Source organism: Campylobacter sp. CFSAN093233 (genome assembly GCF_011068165.1).
In the GTDB taxonomy this organism is placed as follows: Bacteria; Campylobacterota; Campylobacteria; order Campylobacterales; family Campylobacteraceae; genus Campylobacter_D; species Campylobacter_D jejuni.
In genome coordinates this window covers 1-16,783 of sequence record NZ_JAAMWY010000004.1, presented here as the reverse complement: position 1 = coordinate 16,783, position 16,783 = coordinate 1, and the positions used below count along the sequence as shown (strand labels likewise).

Here is a 16,783-nt window from a genome sequence, read left to right as displayed (position 1 = left end):
ATATGAGTAATGAAAAATTAGAGCAAATTTTGCAAAAACAGCAAACTCAGATGGCTGGTCCTGATGTCGATCAAAGAGAAGATGATATCATCCAACTTGTTGGCTTTGTAGTTGGAGATGAGGAATATGCGATTCCAATTCTTAATATACAAGAAATCATCAAACCTATAGAATATACTAGAGTTCCTAGTGTACCTGATTATGTTCTAGGGGTTTTTAATATGCGTGGTAATGTTATGCCGCTCATTGATCTAGCTCAACGCTTTCATTTAGGAAGTTCTAAAATGACACCTCAAACAAGATATATTGTTTTAAGAGGTGAGACAAATGGAACTGGAGTTGGAGGAAATGCTGGTTTTGTTATAGATAGATTAACTGAAGCAATTAAAATTCACAGAAACAGAATCGATCCACCACCTGAAACTTTAGTTAAAGACAAAGGTATGATTTATGGTATAGGAAAAAGAGATGAAAATATCTTAACTATACTCAAAGTAGAAGCTTTACTTAAGCGCGAATTTTAATGATTAAACTTTGTGTTTTTGACTTTGATGCTACTTTAATGGATGGTGAAACCATCGATATTTTAGCTACAGCGCATGGCAAGGGTAATCAAACAAGCGAAATTACCCGCCATGCTATGACTGGAGAACTTGATTTTTTCGAAAGTCTTCAAAAACGAGTAAGCTTTTTAAAAGGTATGTCTTATAAAAAAGTTTTAGAATTAAGTAGCACACTTCCACTAATGCGTGGAGCACATGAACTTATCCAATATTTAAAATCTAAAAATATACAAATTGTTATTTTTAGCGGTGGTTTTCATGAAGGCATAAATCCTGCTATGCAAAAACTTGGAATTAACCTCGGTTTTGCAAATTATCTGCATCATAAAAATGACATTTTAACAGGGCTAGTTGGTGGGGAAATGATGTTTTCAAATTCAAAAGGCTTAATGCTACAACGATTAAAAAGCTTTTTAAATTTGAAAACAGATGAAGTGATGTGTGTTGGCGATGGGGCAAATGATTTGGCAATGTTTAACGAAAGTGGATTAAAGATTGCATTTTGTGCTAAAGAAATTTTACGTTCTCAAGCTGATATTTGCATAGATATAAAAGACTTAAAAGAAATAATAAAGGTAATATAATGAAAAATTTTTCTCTTTGGTGTGATTTTATAGAAAATAGTTTTTTAGATAATGAATTTTTAAATTTATTATCACATGGAATTAATGGCGCTACTTCAAATCCTGCTATTTTTAAAAATGCTATTTTAAATTCTCCAATTTATAAAGATAAAATTCTTAAATTAAAAGAAAAAAAAACAAAAGATATTTATGAAGAATTAGCAATTTCTGATATTCAAAAAGCAGCTGATAAATTAGCTCCTCTTTTTTATCAAAAAAATGATGGATTTATAAGTATTGAAATAGATCCAAGACTTCATGATAACACGACTCTTAGTTTAGGCGAAGCTAAAAGACTTTATAGTGCTATTAGCAAAGAAAATGTAATGATTAAAATACCAGCTACAAAAGCTTCTTATGAAGTAATGTATGAACTTATGAAAAATGGTATTAGCGTCAATGCTACCTTAATTTTTTCTCTTGAACAAAGTCAAAAATGTTTTGAAGCTTTAAATGCAGGTTTAGTCGAATTTAGAAAAAACAATATAGCCTTAAAAGAACAAAATACTAGAACACCACAAGCTGTTATAAGTATTTTTGTAAGTCGTTTTGATAGACTTTTAAATCCTAAGGCTAAGGAGCAAAATCGTATTGGAATTTTAAATGCAAATTTAGCTTATAACAATATCTACTCAAAAAATGAACCTAATATTCGCGCCTTGTTTGCAAGCACCGGAGTTAAAGGAGATGATCTGCCAAAAGACTATTATATCAAAGAACTTCTTTTTGAGAATTCTGTTAATACTGCTCCTCTTGATGCAATAGAGGCATTTAAAGGAAAAATGCATTTTAAAAAACCTTTAATGAATTTTGAAATTTATACAGAACTTAATCAAATCATTTCTCAAAATGAACGAGAAAAAGCTTGCAATGACTTATTAAGTGACGGCCTAGAGCAATTTTGTATTGCTTTTGAAGATATTTTAAAAGCTCTTTAATTAACGTATTTTTATCATTTTATTCTTTGAAAGTTTTAATATTTTTGATGGGATATTTTCGAAAAATTTCTCATCAAGTATTATATCGGCAACACTTCTAGCCCATTCTTCATCAAATTCTTTTCCATGCTTGTTTGCCGAAGATGAATAAAAATAGCCATTTTTACTTAAAAAATTCGCATGTTTACACTCTTTCACAATACGAATGGCCTGATTATTGGGATAAATAAAAGTTGTTTTTTTAGAACGACGTACTAAATTTTTAAAAGATTTTGGAATTCTTGCTAAACTTTTTAACTCGCAAAATTTCGCAGAAGTGATTAAGCAAGGCTGATTTTTATCTCTACCTTTTAAAGCATTAATCTCTTCTAAATTTTTACTTAAAAATCCTACCGTAGTATCTGTTTGAGCTAAATAAATCAAGATTTAAGCCACTCTTGCAAACTCTTTACATCTAGGCAAGATTTACTCTGTATAGCTTTAATCGATTTTGCACCTGCTAAAGCTGATCGTAAATTTGTAAAATAAGGTATTTTAAAACGAATAATATTTTCACGAATTTTTTTCGTATCGCCTTTAAAACTGTGACTATCGCTTGTATTGATAACTAAGTGAATTTCTCCATTTTTCAATTTATCTTCAACATTGGGGCGTCCTTCTGAAATTTTATGTACAAGTTCGCACTCAAAACCACTTTCTAAAATTTCCTTGCAAGTTCCCCCTGTTGCCATAAGCTTAAAGCCAAGCTTTACATATTCTGCAGCGATTTTTTTGGTATATTTTTTATCCTTATCTTTTAAGGAGATAAATACCACGCCTTGCTCTGGAAGATGATTAAACGATGCAATTTGACTTTTCGCATAAGAATTTGCAAAATCCTTGCTTATACCCATAACTTCACCCGTTGAACGCATTTCAGGACCTAATTCTAAATCACTTCCACTAAGTTTTGCAAATGGAAATACTGCTTCTTTCACGCTCATATATTTTGGAGTTTTAGGGCGTAAAATTTTAGTATCAAAATTAACCACTTTAAAAGTATCATAAAATTTTAAAGCTTCTTTTAAATTTCCTTGCCACATCACACGCGTTGCCACTTTTGCTAAAGGAATACCCGTAGCTTTACTAACAAAAGGTATGGTACGACTAGCTCTAGGATTTACCTCTATCATATAAAGCTCATTATTATGTAAAGCAAATTGTATATTTAAAAGTCCTACAACTCCCAAATTTAAAGCAATATCTGCGGTTTTTTGTGCAATAAATTCTTGCATTTTTTCATCGATATTGCAAGGCGGCAAAGAACAAGCACTGTCACCCGAATGAATTCCTGCTTCTTCTATGTGCTCCATAATTCCTGCAACATAAACATCTTTGCCATCACAAATCGCATCAACATCAATTTCTGTAGCATTGTCTAAAAACTGATCGATCAAAACAGGGCTTTTATCGCTTACATCCACAGCTTCTTGCATATAGAGTCTAAGTTCAGCCTCATCATTTACCACGCGCATCGCACGCCCACCTAAAACATAACTTGGTCTTACAAGCACAGGATACCCTATATCACTAGCCTTAAGAACCGCTTCTTCTACGCTTGTTGCAGTAGAATTTTTTGGCTGATTGATACCTAGCTTTGTAATAAATTCGGCAAATTTCTTTCTATCTTCTGCCATATCAATTACTCTTGCGCTAGTACCTATAATCTTAGCTCCAAAAGCACTTAAACGCTTAGCAAATTTCAAAGGAGTTTGTCCACCAAAATGCACAATCACTCCATCAGGTTTTTCACGCTCAATCACCGCTCTTAAATGTTCGAAATCAATAGGCTCGAAATACAAAATATCACTTGTATCATAGTCAGTCGAAACGGTTTCAGGATTACAATTATACATAATAGTTTTAATACCCATATCTTTAAGCGCAAAAGAAGCATGTACGCAAGCATAGTCAAATTCTATACCTTGTCCTATACGGTTTGGCCCCCCACCTATAATCATCACTTTTTTTTCTTTTTTATCCTTAGCATCGTTTTTACTTTGAGTGAGTTCGCTTACATTGATACTTGAATAAAGATAAGGAGTTAAGGCTTCAAATTCACCCGCACAAGTATCCACTTCACTAAATTCTGCGATGATTTTTTGCTTCATTCTTGCATAATAAATATCATTTTGGCTTAATTCTAAATTATCTTTCAAATTTACAAGCAAGGCTATCATTTTATCTGAAAAGCCCATAGTTTTTGCTTTTCTCAAAAGAGCCTTATTGTTTAAAATATCCATATCAATTTGTTCTTCAAAATCTACAATTTCTTTAATCTGTGTTAAAAACCAAGGATCTATTTTACAAAGCTCATAAAGTTCTTCTACGCTAAAACCTTCCCTAAAAGCTTGAGCAACATAAAGTAAACGCTTTTCATTGGCATTGCGAATTTTAAAAACAAGATCATTTCTATCTTCAAATTTTACCCTATCAAAACCACTTAAAGAACGCTCAAGCGAACAAAGTGCTTTTTGTATACTTTCTTTAAAAGTGCGTCCTATAGCCATTACCTCACCCACACTTTTCATAGCTGTACCTAAAGTTGTATTTGCTCCTGGAAATTTTTCAAAGGTAAAGCGAGGAATTTTTGTTACAATATAATCAATCACAGGCTCGAAAGATGCAGGAGTTCCTGTAATATCATTTTTAATCTCATCTAAGCTAAAACCTACTGCCAAAAGTGTCGCAACCTTTGCTATAGGATAACCCGTTGCCTTAGAAGCTAAAGCACTTGATCTTGAAACTCTTGGATTCATTTCTATAACTATCATTCTTCCATTTTTTGGGTTGATAGCAAATTGCACATTACTTCCGCCTGTATCTACACCAATTTCACGCAAAATAGCAAAAGAAGCATTACGCATAACTTGATATTCTTTATCTGTCAAAGTTAATGCTGGAGCTATTGTAATACTATCTCCTGTATGAACTCCCATAGGATCGATATTTTCTATGCTACAAACTATGATACAATTATCCGCTCTATCGCGTATAACTTCCATTTCATATTCTTTCCAACCTAACAAACTTTCTTCAATCAAAATTTCATGAATAGGTGATAAAGCTAAAGCAGTATTGGTAAGTTCTTTAAATTCGTCCATATTGTAAACCACACCACTTCCAGCACCCCCTAAAGTATAAGAAGCACGGATCATCAAAGGAAAGCCGATTTCATCTACGGCTTTTAAAGCTTCGTCATAATTATACGCATACATCGATTTTGGCAAATCCATGCCAATTTTTTTCATACATTCTTTAAAAACCTGACGATCTTCGCCTTTTTTAATCGCCTCAGGATTTGCGCCTAAAAATTTCACATCTCCTAAAAGTCCGCTTTCATAAACTTCCATAGCAACATTTAACGCTACTTGTCCACCCATAGTTGGCAAAATTGCATCAATTTTTTCTTTTTTAATAATACTTAAAATACTTTCTTTTGTTATGGGTTCTATATAAGTCGCATCTGCAAATTCGGGATCTGTCATGATGGTTGCAGGATTTGAGTTGATTAATACTACACGATATCCTAATTCTTTTAAAGTCTTTGCGGCTTGAGTTCCAGAATAATCAAATTCACAAGCTTGTCCTATCACAATAGGACCACTTCCTATAAGTAAAATGCTTTTAATATCTGTTCGTTTTGGCATAAATTTTCCTAAGAGCATAAATTTGGGCTGATTATAACAAAAATTAGTTTTATAAACTTTGAAATTATCGATATAATTTTAAAAAATAAACACTCTGCTTTTAATCTAGGAAATAATACATAAAGAAATTTAAGATTTTTTATAAAATTCTCATTCAATTATAAACATTTATTTGATAATTTAACAAAATTTTTAGCATTAAACAAAGTTATAATAATTAGCAAAAATATAGAAAATTTTTAAAAAGTCTAATCCTTGACTTATAAATTATCTACTACATATAAATAAGCAGGAATACTAATCTTAACATAAGGCTTTACTTCTACACTTTGATACATATCTTCATCATTAACTCTATTCACAATACCGACAGGTATATCTGAAAAGAAAATATTATCAAGTCCACTTGTTAAAATTTCATCTCCGGTATTAATTTTTGCCCATTTTGGAATAAATTTAACCACAATCCTGCCATCTTCACCCTGGATTAAACCTGGAGCTTTGGATTTTCCTATATAAACAGAAAAAACACACTGATCATCACCTTGTAAGAGAGCCATTGCTCTACCATTTTTATTAATAGCTATACCTGCAGTATATCCTTGATATATTAAACCACGATTTTTACCAACTGGAATTTTGCTCCAATCTAACCATAATTTTTTATAATCATTCAATTGAACGTAAGAAATAACTCTAGTTAAAGAAACTTGAGGTAAATATTTTGTAGAATTTTGATCCTCTAAAATACGATTTAATTGATTTGCAAAACTAGTTACCTTTACAGCAATATCTTCTAATTCTTTATTTCTAGCTTTTAGTTGCTGAATTTGATTTGCTTGATTAAAGTGTTCTGAAATTTTTTTTCCCAAATAATCTTTAATATTATAAAAATTACCTATAACAAAATCATTAACACGGAGAACATTTTGCTTGATAAGTCCTCCATAATAAAAAGATATAAAAACCAAAAAGGCTAAGACAAGAACATAAAAAATCTTATTCTTCATTGGTTAATTGTTGCAATAATGAAATTTCCTCTAAAGCTTTACCCGTTCCTTTTGCTACAGCTAAAAGCGGTTCATCTGCGATATAAACTGGCAAACGTACAATTTCACTTAAGTATTTATCAAAACCACGAATCAATGCTCCACCACCTGTTAAAACTACACCATTTTCTACTATATCACTTGCTAAATCAGGCGGCATCATTTCAAGAACCATTTTTAAAGCATCAGCAATTTCTTTTAAATACTCACGCATTGCTTCTCTTACATCTTCACTTGTAAGTTCAATACGACTTAAAAGTCCACTTACTTGATCGCGTCCTTTTACCACCATAGAAAGTTCTTTTGGAAGTTGTATTGCTGAACCTATGGTGATTTTGATCTCTTCGCCTGTTCTTTCACCTATGATAAGATTGTATTTTTCTTTTACATAATTAACTATACTCATATCAAGCTTATCTCCAGCCGTACGAATAGACTTTGAAATCACAAGTCCACCCAAAGAAATCACTCCGATCTCAGTAGTTCCACCCCCTATATCTACTACCAAATTTCCTTTAGGTTCTTGTATAGGTAAACTTGCACCAATAGCTGCTGCCATAGGCTCTTCGATCAAAAATACCTCTCTTGCACCTGCACTTAAAGCACTTTCTCTTACCGCTTTTCTTTCTACTTGAGTTAAACCATAAGGAACAGAAATAATAATTCTAGGGCGTAAAAAACTTTTTCTACGATGTGTTTTTTCTATAAAATAGCGGATCATTTTTTCAGTCATATCAAAATCTGCAATCACGCCATCTTTCATAGGACGAATAGCTTCGATATTGCCTGGAGTTTTTCCCACCATATCTTTAGCTTCTTTACCTACGGCTAAAATTTTTGCTTTGGAACCATACCTTTCTCTTTCAACTGCCACAACAGAAGGCTCGTTTATCACTATACCCTTATCTTTTACCAAAACTAGCGTATTAGCTGTTCCTAAATCAATCCCCATATCACTAGAAAAAAATCCTATAAGTTGATCTAATATCATTTCTATCCTTTTAACTTATTTTTCTTTTTATTAATAATGCCTTTGCATTGTCTTTAACAACTTCTTTGGTTATTACAATATCATAGTTTTTATACTCTGGTAACTCAAACATTAAATCTACCATCATTTCTTCTATAATACTTCTAAGCCCCCTAGCCCCTGTTTTTCTCTCCAATGCAAGCTGTGCGATAGCTCTTAGAGCATCTTCTTCAAATTTTAAATTTACCCCATCAATAGCAAAAAGCTTTTGATATTGCTTAATAATGGCATTTTTAGGCTCAGTTAAAATTCTTACCATATCTTCTTCATTAAGCTCATTTAAAGATGCAATCACATGCAAACGACCTATAAGCTCAGGAATCAAACCAAAATGCACCAAATCATCAGGTTCAATTTTCTCAAGTAAAGCTTTATTTTCTTCTTTTGCATCATCAAAAAAGCCCACAACTTTATCGCCAAGTTTTCTTTTTAAGATAGTTTCCAAACCATCAAAAGCTCCACCACAAACAAATAAAATATTTGAAGTGTCAATTTGTATAAACTCTTGATTTGGATGTTTTCTTCCCCCTTTTGGTGGAATATTTACCAAACTTCCTTCGATAATCTTAAGTAAAGCTTGTTGCACACCCTCTCCACTTACATCACGAGTAATAGAACGATTTTCACTCATTCTAGCAATTTTATCAATCTCATCAATAAAAACTATACCTTTTTGAGCTCTTTGCACATCTCCATCTGCAGCTTGTAAAAGACGTGTTAAAATATTTTCCACATCCTCACCTACATATCCTGCTTCAGTTAAAGAAGTTGCATCACAAATTGCTATAGGTACATCTAAAAATTTAGCTAAAGTTTGCGCCAATAAAGTTTTTCCACTTCCTGTTGGCCCAACAAGTAAAATATTTGACTTAAAAAGCTCTGTATCATCATCTTGAAGTTCAGCTTTAAAAAGTCTTTTATAATGATTGTATACTCCAACACTAAAAACTTTTTTAGCTCTATCTTGTCCTATGACATAACGATCTAAATAAGCTTTTAATTCTTTTGGAGTGATATCTTTAAATTCTGTATTATGACTTTGTTTAGGTTCTTTAAATTCTTTTTCTTCTCCATAAATAATACTATAAGCACCTTCAACGCAATATTCACAAATAAAAGCATCATCATTTTCATTTGCTAAAATTCTTCTTTGTGGATTCTCCACTTCATTGCAAAAACTACATTTTCTAGGCATTATTTTTACCCCTATAGACAGGAATTCCACGCTTTGTTTCTAATATAAAATGGCACATTTTTTTAACATTTTCACTTTCTTGATTTTCAAGCAAATTTTTAGCATTTTCTTTTAAATCTCCTTGTCTAAATAAAGTTTTAAAAGCTCTACTAAGTCTATCTACTTCATCTTTATCAAAACGACGACGAGTGCCTACTAAATTTAAACTTCTAATACTTGCACGATTTCCTTCTGCTAAACAAAACGGTACTATATCCTGAGAAAGTGCACTTGCTCCTGCTATCATACAACCCTCACCTACTTTGACAAATTGATGAATAGGTGTAAGCCCGCCTACAACCGTAAAATCTCCAAGCTCTACATGTCCTGCCAAAGTTGCATTATTAGCTAAAATAATATTATTACCCAAAAGACAATCATGAGCAATATGACAATAAGCCATAATAAAAGCATTATCGCCTATACGAGTAAAACCATCTCCTTTAGCTGTACCTGAATTTATCGTTGCAAATTCTCTAATAGTTGCATTTTTCCCTATAACAACACCGCTTTTTTGCTCTTCTTTATAAGATATGTCCTGAGGAATATCGCCTACTATTGCATAAGAAAATACACGAGAATGATCACCTATAGTTGTATCTGAAAGAATTCGAGCACCTTGTTTGATGACAACATTATTACCTATTTTAGCATCTTTGCTTACATAAGCATAAGCTTCTATTACAACATCGTCACCAAGTTGTGCACCCTCTTCAATCACCGCACTTGGATGAATTTTTTTCATTATTTATCCACTATCATAGCTTTAAGCTCGGCCTCTGCAACTAAATTTCCATCTACAAAAGCTTGCCCTTTAAAAATCCACATATTACCACGATTTTTAACCACGCTCATTTCATAATCAAGCCTATCTCCAGGACGCACAGGATTTCTAAATTTTGCTCCATCTATGCCTGTGAAATAAACTACTTTACTTTTTGGATCCACTTTATCTTCCATACTTTCAAAAGCTAAAACTCCACCTGTTTGAGCCATACCTTCTAAAATCAAAACTCCAGGATAAATAGGATGCCCTGGAAAATGTCCCATAAAAACATGATCACTTATACTGATGTTTTTATATCCTCGTACCACTTCTTTAACTTTTAATTCTGTAATTTTATCTACTAGTAAAAAAGGATAACGGTGTGGTAAAATTTCTTGAATTTGCATTACATCTATCATTATTAAATTAACCTTGAAAACAATTAAAAATTTTATTATATAAAAAAATCATTAAAAATTATATTAACAAAAAAAGTTTTTCTTAATAAATTTCTTAAATTTTTACAAGCACCTCTTGATTATCATGATAAATTTCACTTTTTGCTATCACTTCATATCTTGAAGGTAAAATATTTTCGAGGATGATAATAGGACTAAGATTATAAGTTCCAAACAATTTATTACGCCATTTAATTTCTGCTTGAACACTTAAAGGTTTTTTTAAAAAATCTTCAAAATTTTTCCATTTGTTTTTAAAAAATGCATTAAAACGCCAAAATTCCACTAAAACTATTTCATCTTTAGTACTTCTATAAAAGCCTTCTTTTAAATTTTGTTTTAAATTTTCCTCATCCAAAGAAAATCTTGTATAAGCGTTTTTAAAATGCGAATAAAATAAAATATGAGATTTAACGGGCTTTTTATCTAATTTTATCAAAGCACTTAAAAGACGATAATTTAAAAATTTCTCTCTTAAAATTTCAAATTTTATACCTTTTTTTTCCCATAAAACTACTTTTTTATAAAGAGCTATTCTTGCTTCTATACTTGCAGGTAAAATTTGCTTATTTACAGGAGACATTAATTCATCAATAAAATTCTTATCTTGTTTTTGTTTTTTAAGCCCATAAATGCAGCCGCAATAGTTTTGATGATAAAGCATTTCCTTTTTTGCTAAAGCAAACTGTCTTTGAGTACCGCCATTTTTACGAAAATCAGGAGCTAAAAACTCTACTCTATAAAGCTCACATTCTTTTTGTAAAGCATTTTTTAACTGTTCTAAATCTTTTTTAGGGCTGGTTAAAAGCGTAGTAGTAAGCTTTTTTTCTCCTATTTTAGCAGCAAATTTAACACTAGATCCCATTCTTACATCAAAGCAAATTTCACACCTTGCACCCTTTTCAGGCTCATCTTCATAACCACGCACAGCATTAAGCCATTTTTCATACTCATACTCACCTTTATAAAGCTTAATACCAAGTTTATCACAAGATCTTTTTACATCTAAAAATCTTAGTTCGTATTCGCTTAAAGGATGGATATTTGGATCATAAAAGTATCCTATAATTTTTTCATCAGGATAAGTCTTTCTAAGTTCTTCAATAAAATAATGACTATCCACACTGCAACAAATATGCACTAACATTAAAGACTTTCAAGCACTTTTAAAGCATGATCTTTTACACGAACATTACTATAAATTTGAACAATCTTACCTGTTTCATCGATAACAAAAGTAGAACGAATAAGACCTTCGTATTCTTTTCCGTAATTTTTCTTAAGCCCCCAAGCTCCATAAGCTTTAGCAACTTCTTTTTCACTATCGCTAAGTAAAATATGTTTTAAATCAAATTTAGAGATAAATTTTTCATGACTTGCCACGCTATCAGGACTGATACCAATAATCACCGCATTTTTACCACCAAATTTATCATAATTTGCGCTAAAATCACAAGCTTCTGTAGTGCAACCTGGGGTATTATCTTTTGGATAAAAATACAAAATCACCTTTTTGCCAATAAAATCTTTTAATGCTATTTTTACCCCATCTTGATTTAAAAGCTCAAACTGAGGTGCTTTATCTCCTATGTTTAAACTCATTTAATTGCCTTTGCTTTGATAGCTTCAACGCTTTCTCCGCCAAAGCCTATATCATAATTTTCTACATCTTCTAAAACCACCACAACTCTTTCTTTACTTTTATTATATTTCGTGCTTAAAAGTTTGGTAATATCAGCTATAAGCTCCGCTTTTTGTTCCTTGCTTAAAGACGGCTTTGCTAATTTAATATTTACTAATGGCATAATTTCTCCTTTTTAACGATAATTTTTCATAATTATTTCAAAAAATACCTAATATTTTTTTTAATAAAAAACCTTAATTTAATAAAAGCTTATTGTTAGTATATTTTTGATAAAATCCCGATTTATTCTTAAAATAATATTTTTTAAGAAATAAACAACTATAAAAGGTAAAAAATGATCTCAGCAGATAAAATTTGGATGGATGGAAAATTAGTTGATTTTAAAGATGCAACTTTGCACTTTTTAACCCATTCTTTGCATTATGGCAATGCTGTTTTTGAAGGAACTAGAGCCTATAAAACAGATAAAGGCTTAGCAATTTTCAGACTTGAAGATCACACCAAAAGACTTTTAGAGTCTGCAAAAATTACTCTTTTAAATTGTCCTTTTTCTCAAAAAGAGCTTGAAAATGCACAAATTGAACTCTTAAAAGCAAACAACTTTAAAAGCAATGTCTATATCCGCCCTTTGATTTTCTTAGGCGATGGAGTTATGGGACTTTATCATATAAAAGCTCCTGTAAGAGTTGGAATTGCAGCTTGGGAATGGGGTGCTTACCTTGGAGAAGAAGGTTTAGAAAAAGGCATAAAAGTAAAAATTTCGTCTTTTGCAAGAAATAGTGTTAAATCATGCATGGGAAAAGCTAAAGCAAGTGCAAATTATCTTAACTCTCAAATTGCAAAATTTGAAGCTATTGAAGCAGGCTATGAAGAAGCTTTAATGCTTGATGAAGAAGGTTTTATCGCAGAAGGAACAGGAGAATGTTTCTTTATTGTAAAAGACGGGGTTTTAATCACACCTCCAAATGATTTTTCTTTAAAAAGCATTACTCAAAATACAGTGCTTAAAATAGCTCATGATCTTGGTATCACTGTGCTTCGCCAAAGAATTTCAAGAGATGAAGTTTATACTGCTGATGAAGCATTTTTTACCGGAACAGCCGCTGAAATCACACCTATTAACAATATTGATGCAAGAATAATAGGAAATGGTTTAAGAGGACCTGTAACCAAAAAACTTCAAGATGCTTATTTTAATGTAGTTTATGGACGCAATGAAAAATACGCATCTATGCTAACTTATATTTAAAAAGGAAATAAATGCCAGCTGATTTAAATGATTATTTCAATAAAAAAAATAGAAATTCTAACAATAACGGAAACAACAACCGTCAAAATTTCAATTTCAAAGCACCAGAATTTAATTTTAAAGGTTTTGGGAAATTCTCTCCATTTGTTTATGGGGTGATTATTATTATCTTATTTTTAATCGTTGCAAAACCTTTTATGGTGATAAATTCTGGGGAAATGGGGATTAAATCAACAACAGGTAAATATGACCCAAATCCATTAGAACCAGGACTTCACTTTTTCTTACCTTTTGTACAAAAAATAACCATAATCGATACTAGAGTAAGACAAATCAACTATGCTTCTATAGAGGGAAGTAATGAAAATTTATCTTCAGGTTCAGGTGTTATTAATAAAAATAGCATTTCTGTACTTGACTCTCGTGGATTGCCTGTATCTATTGATGTTACAGTACAATACCGCTTAAATCCTCTGCAAGTTCCTCAAACTATAGCTACTTGGAGCTTAAATTGGGAAAATAAAATTATCGATCCAGTTGTTCGTGATGTAGTGCGAAGTGTTGTAGGAAAATATACAGCCGAAGAACTTCCTACTAATCGTAATACAATAGCCGCTCAAATAGAAGAAGGTATAAGAAAAACCATAGAAGCCCAACCAAATGAACCTGTAGAACTTCGCGCTGTACAACTTAGAGAAATTATTTTACCTTCAAAAGTAAAAGAACAAATCGAACGCGTGCAAATTGCAAAACAAGAGGCTGAAAGAACTAAATATGAAGTAGAAAGAGCTAATCAAGAAGCCTTAAAAAAAGCTGCTTTAGCTGAAGGGGAAGCAAATGCAACCATAATCAGCGCCAAAGGTAAAGCTATGGCTGTTAAGATAGAAGCAGATGCACAAGCTTATTCTAATAAAGAAATCGCAAACAGCTTAAACACCCCTTTGCTAAATTTAAAACAAATTGAAACTCAAAAAGAATTTAATGAAGCCTTAAAAGTCAATCAAGATGCTAAAATTTTCTTAACTCCAGGTGGAGCAGTGCCAAACATTTGGGTTGATACTAAAGATGCTAAAAAGCAAAGTGCTGCCAACATGAACTAAAGGATACGCAAGTGGAGAAACTAAGAGAAATCGTGCTTTTTTACACTACTCATTTATATTTAGTAGATTATATGCTGATTTTATTAGTTTTTTTTCTCTTCACTTGTGTTTTACTTCTTTGCGTATTTTTACGCCATAGACCTATAGCAGCACTTTTTATTATTGCATTTGATATTATTATTTGTTTTTTAGTTTATATCTATGGGTATAAACTAATAGACAATGAAGTAAGAACTCGAAAAATCGCTATTACAGATCAAAAAATGATACAAAGCTCAAATGATTTAATTGTTGATTTTAACATTACAAATAATTCAAAAAATAATTTTAAAGAATGTAAAATTACAGCTAAAATTTTTGCAGATAAAATACCTAATGATAATATCATAGAAGAATATAAAAAGAAATTTATCCCTTTTAGACAAAAAAGTAGAGAAATTAAAGATCTAAAGAAAAACGCAACCCAATTTCAAAGAATTGCTTTTGAAAATTTTAACTATGAAAATAACTATACCATACGCTTAGTTTCGGAGTGTTTTTAATGCATTTTACGATTTTTCATATTATAGCTTTTATCATTTTACTTATTTGCTTTGCCTTGATTTGTATTTTAATCTTTCTAAAAGTCAAACAAAAAGAAATGGCTTTGATTTCTTATACCATAGCTACTATTTTTACCGCACTTTTGATATATTCTATTTTTCTGACAATCAATCAATTCACCACTCAAGCCGATCTTAGCAAACTAACCTACACAAGAGATCTAAGACATGAAAGCGTTATAGTAAGTGGAAAAGTTCAAAATCTTACTAAATTTGAAATCAAAAAATGCTATTTGATACTTAGCATATTAAACCAACAACAAGTAGGAGGTGAAATTTTCAATGATAAAAATATCCGTAACGCTAAAATGCAAAATACAAGTGTTTCTTATACTATAGAAATCATAGACACACTCCCGGGTAATACCTATAAAGAATTTAGAGCTAGCGTTCCTTTTCCTCCAACTTTTAATAATCCTGAATTTTATCACACCTTAAAATGTATTTGATATTGTTAAATAGTTTTAAAACATCTATAAAAAATAATTTTATATTAATTTTATTTTTTTTTGATATGCTAACGAGCTTTATTTTTAGTAAAAAATTTATGTGAGGTTTTTCATGTTTAGACTATCGAGCGTTAGTTCAAAACTCTTATTATCAGTTGCTATTAGTGTTATTTTAGCTATAGCTCTTATGATTGCTATTGTTTCTTTTCAAGTTGCTTCATATTCAGAAAAAGAAGCCAAAGATACTATTTTATTATCTTCAAAAAGATATGTGAATTATATACAAGGTATGTTAAATGAAGAAGTCACACTAACCAAAGGAGTTGCTACATCGTTAAATGAAATGTTTCAAAATAATGATCATATAGATATCGATTTAATTGAAAGTCTTATAAAAAATACTTTTGATAGTAGTCACTATGCAGCATATACATTTCTCTATTTAAAAGATACTACTGTATTAAGCGATATGCAGAATGTAGATAAAAAATATATTAGCCCAGATGGAAAAACTTTTTCTATGATATTTTTTGATCAAATAGCAGAAAAATCTGGTGGAATAACTACTATTTCAACTCCAAACAATTTCTCTCAATTAAATCTAATACAAAATATCGAACAAAATGCAAAATATGGAGATAAAGACTCTGTTTTTGTAGATTCTCCTAGAAAACTTAATTATGATAATAATGAATTTTTAGGTATAAATTTCGGTATGCCTATTTTTAACAATAAGGGCAAATTTATTGGAGTTATAGGATATACTATAGATTTACTAGAAATTTCCGAGACTATATTGGATCCAAAATTCGACTTTTTTGAAGGGGATCTAAGATTCTTAATGAACGATCAGGGTATTATTGCTATTCATAAAAATAAAAATGCAATTTTAAAAACTTTATTTGATATTAACAAAGATCAATCTGCTCAATTAATTGTTGAGGCAGTTAAAAACCATAAAGATGAAATCTTAGATAATTATATTGCCTCAACAGGAGATCTTAGTTATGCTAGTATCTCTTCATTTAGCACTTTAGGTAATTCTAGTCATTGGAGTGTAATTGTAACAGCTCCTAAAAAATCAGTTTTAGCCCCTTTATATAAACTACAATATATTATTATTAGTGTTGCTATAATAGCACTAATTGCTATTTTGGCTGTTGTGTACTTTTTTATAAGAAAAATCATAGGCTCTAGAATTCCTCTTATACTTAAGTCTTTGGAAAATTTCTTTCGCTTTTTAAATCATGAAAAAATAGAAGTTCAGACAATTGAAATTAAAGCTAATGATGAATTGGGCAAAATGGGTAAAATTATCAACGAAAACATTCTTGCTACTAAAAGAGGCTTAGAACAAGACAATCAAGCCGTTAAAGAATCAGTTCAAA

General features: G+C 31.0%; 17 protein-coding genes and 1 pseudogene. 8 read left to right on the top strand and 10 right to left on the bottom strand.

All coding sequences use genetic code 11. The features are described 5' to 3' along the window. Window positions 1-2: 2 nt before the first annotated feature. From FBF15_RS02135 to FBF15_RS02125, 3 genes are read left to right on the top strand one after another with little or no spacing between them, the layout of a single operon-like run. Window positions 3-524: a chemotaxis protein CheW gene (locus FBF15_RS02135; RefSeq protein WP_002826355.1), complete on the top strand. Its 522-nt coding sequence runs from the start codon at window positions 3-5 to the stop codon at window positions 522-524. Then, window positions 524-1,147: a phosphoserine phosphatase SerB gene (serB, locus tag FBF15_RS02130; RefSeq protein ID WP_002851598.1), complete on the top strand. Its 624-nt coding sequence runs from the start codon at window positions 524-526 to the stop codon at window positions 1,145-1,147. Before FBF15_RS02135 ends, serB begins: the two co-directional genes overlap by 1 nt. Further along, window positions 1,147-2,124, top strand: a complete 978-nt coding sequence (locus FBF15_RS02125) for a transaldolase (protein ID WP_002860327.1) — start codon at window positions 1,147-1,149, stop codon at window positions 2,122-2,124. The genes serB and FBF15_RS02125 overlap by 1 nt, the downstream gene beginning before the upstream one ends. On the opposite strand, the gene FBF15_RS02120 is transcribed toward FBF15_RS02125, so the two are convergent. The 10 genes from FBF15_RS02120 to FBF15_RS02075 all read right to left on the bottom strand — a co-directional run bounded on the left by FBF15_RS02120 (window position 2,125) and on the right by FBF15_RS02075 (window position 12,155). Beyond that, window positions 2,125-2,547, bottom strand: coding sequence for a hypothetical protein (locus FBF15_RS02120; RefSeq protein ID WP_002851686.1), 423 nt, complete (start codon window positions 2,545-2,547; stop codon window positions 2,125-2,127). It lies immediately after the preceding gene. Further along, window positions 2,544-5,813, bottom strand: a complete 3,270-nt coding sequence (carB, locus tag FBF15_RS02115; protein WP_052785886.1) for a carbamoyl-phosphate synthase large subunit — start codon at window positions 5,811-5,813, stop codon at window positions 2,544-2,546. The genes FBF15_RS02120 and carB overlap by 4 nt, the downstream gene beginning before the upstream one ends. A gap of 260 nt (window positions 5,814-6,073) precedes the next feature. Continuing rightward, window positions 6,074-6,823 carry a rod shape-determining protein MreC gene (gene mreC / locus FBF15_RS02110; RefSeq protein WP_002859838.1) on the bottom strand — a complete coding sequence of 250 codons (750 nt, stop codon included), beginning with the start codon at window positions 6,821-6,823 and terminating at the stop codon, window positions 6,074-6,076. Further along, window positions 6,813-7,853, bottom strand: coding sequence for a rod shape-determining protein (locus tag FBF15_RS02105; RefSeq protein ID WP_002857495.1), 1,041 nt, complete (start codon window positions 7,851-7,853; stop codon window positions 6,813-6,815). The genes mreC and FBF15_RS02105 overlap by 11 nt, the downstream gene beginning before the upstream one ends. A 10-nt stretch (window positions 7,854-7,863) precedes the next feature. Continuing rightward, the gene (gene clpX, locus FBF15_RS02100) at window positions 7,864-9,087 is read right to left on the bottom strand and encodes an ATP-dependent Clp protease ATP-binding subunit ClpX (RefSeq protein ID WP_002860329.1); all 1,224 of its coding nucleotides are present in this window, start codon (window positions 9,085-9,087) and stop codon (window positions 7,864-7,866) included. Further along, window positions 9,080-9,871 (bottom strand): acyl-ACP--UDP-N-acetylglucosamine O-acyltransferase, encoded by a 792-nt coding sequence (gene lpxA, locus FBF15_RS02095; RefSeq protein WP_002869712.1) that lies wholly within the window; start codon window positions 9,869-9,871, stop codon window positions 9,080-9,082. The genes clpX and lpxA overlap by 8 nt, the downstream gene beginning before the upstream one ends. Beyond that, window positions 9,871-10,311 (bottom strand): 3-hydroxyacyl-ACP dehydratase FabZ, encoded by a 441-nt coding sequence (fabZ, locus tag FBF15_RS02090; RefSeq protein WP_002851782.1) that lies wholly within the window; start codon window positions 10,309-10,311, stop codon window positions 9,871-9,873. Before fabZ ends, lpxA begins: the two co-directional genes overlap by 1 nt. Before the next feature lie 94 nt (window positions 10,312-10,405). Next, window positions 10,406-11,497, bottom strand: coding sequence for an epoxyqueuosine reductase QueH (locus FBF15_RS02085; RefSeq protein WP_052773699.1), 1,092 nt, complete (start codon window positions 11,495-11,497; stop codon window positions 10,406-10,408). Beyond that, window positions 11,497-11,952 (bottom strand): thioredoxin-dependent thiol peroxidase, encoded by a 456-nt coding sequence (gene bcp / locus FBF15_RS02080; RefSeq protein ID WP_002901212.1) that lies wholly within the window; start codon window positions 11,950-11,952, stop codon window positions 11,497-11,499. Before bcp ends, FBF15_RS02085 begins: the two co-directional genes overlap by 1 nt. Then, complete coding sequence (locus tag FBF15_RS02075) at window positions 11,949-12,155, bottom strand: 4-oxalocrotonate tautomerase family protein (protein WP_002826901.1); 207 nt, start codon at window positions 12,153-12,155, stop codon at window positions 11,949-11,951. The genes bcp and FBF15_RS02075 overlap by 4 nt, the downstream gene beginning before the upstream one ends. Window positions 12,156-12,329: 174 nt before the next feature. Between FBF15_RS02075 and ilvE the strand changes: the two genes are divergently transcribed. The 5 genes and pseudogenes from ilvE to FBF15_RS02050 form a co-directional block, all read left to right on the top strand. Then, on the top strand, window positions 12,330-13,244 hold the full coding sequence (gene ilvE / locus FBF15_RS02070) for a branched-chain-amino-acid transaminase (RefSeq protein ID WP_002826902.1): 915 nt from the start codon (window positions 12,330-12,332) through the stop codon (window positions 13,242-13,244). Window positions 13,245-13,255: 11 nt separating this feature from the next. Then, complete coding sequence (locus FBF15_RS02065) at window positions 13,256-14,344, top strand: prohibitin family protein (RefSeq protein WP_052773698.1); 1,089 nt, start codon at window positions 13,256-13,258, stop codon at window positions 14,342-14,344. 11 nt (window positions 14,345-14,355) lie between these two features. Beyond that, complete coding sequence (locus FBF15_RS02060) at window positions 14,356-14,886, top strand: DUF2393 domain-containing protein (RefSeq protein ID WP_002867732.1); 531 nt, start codon at window positions 14,356-14,358, stop codon at window positions 14,884-14,886. Then, on the top strand, window positions 14,886-15,395 hold the full coding sequence (locus FBF15_RS02055; protein WP_002864577.1) for a DUF2393 family protein: 510 nt from the start codon (window positions 14,886-14,888) through the stop codon (window positions 15,393-15,395). The genes FBF15_RS02060 and FBF15_RS02055 overlap by 1 nt, the downstream gene beginning before the upstream one ends. A 112-nt stretch (window positions 15,396-15,507) precedes the next feature. Next, window positions 15,508-16,783, top strand: a pseudogene (locus FBF15_RS02050) (cache domain-containing protein); the annotation flags it as partial.

Coding starts and splice junctions, on each gene's coding strand:
- FBF15_RS02135 (WP_002826355.1), top strand. CDS start 3: ATGAGTAATGAAAAATTAGAGCAAATTTTGCAAAAACAGCAAACTCAG.
- serB (WP_002851598.1), top strand. CDS start 524: ATGATTAAACTTTGTGTTTTTGACTTTGATGCTACTTTAATGGATGGT.
- FBF15_RS02125 (WP_002860327.1), top strand. CDS start 1,147: ATGAAAAATTTTTCTCTTTGGTGTGATTTTATAGAAAATAGTTTTTTA.
- carB (WP_052785886.1), bottom strand. CDS start 5,813: ATGCCAAAACGAACAGATATTAAAAGCATTTTACTTATAGGAAGTGGT.
- mreC (WP_002859838.1), bottom strand. CDS start 6,823: ATGAAGAATAAGATTTTTTATGTTCTTGTCTTAGCCTTTTTGGTTTTT.
- FBF15_RS02105 (WP_002857495.1), bottom strand. CDS start 7,853: ATGATATTAGATCAACTTATAGGATTTTTTTCTAGTGATATGGGGATT.
- clpX (WP_002860329.1), bottom strand. CDS start 9,087: ATGCCTAGAAAATGTAGTTTTTGCAATGAAGTGGAGAATCCACAAAGA.
- lpxA (WP_002869712.1), bottom strand. CDS start 9,871: ATGAAAAAAATTCATCCAAGTGCGGTGATTGAAGAGGGTGCACAACTT.
- fabZ (WP_002851782.1), bottom strand. CDS start 10,311: ATGATAGATGTAATGCAAATTCAAGAAATTTTACCACACCGTTATCCT.
- FBF15_RS02085 (WP_052773699.1), bottom strand. CDS start 11,497: ATGTTAGTGCATATTTGTTGCAGTGTGGATAGTCATTATTTTATTGAA.
- bcp (WP_002901212.1), bottom strand. CDS start 11,952: ATGAGTTTAAACATAGGAGATAAAGCACCTCAGTTTGAGCTTTTAAAT.
- FBF15_RS02075 (WP_002826901.1), bottom strand. CDS start 12,155: ATGCCATTAGTAAATATTAAATTAGCAAAGCCGTCTTTAAGCAAGGAA.
- ilvE (WP_002826902.1), top strand. CDS start 12,330: ATGATCTCAGCAGATAAAATTTGGATGGATGGAAAATTAGTTGATTTT.
- FBF15_RS02065 (WP_052773698.1), top strand. CDS start 13,256: ATGCCAGCTGATTTAAATGATTATTTCAATAAAAAAAATAGAAATTCT.
- FBF15_RS02055 (WP_002864577.1), top strand. CDS start 14,886: ATGCATTTTACGATTTTTCATATTATAGCTTTTATCATTTTACTTATT.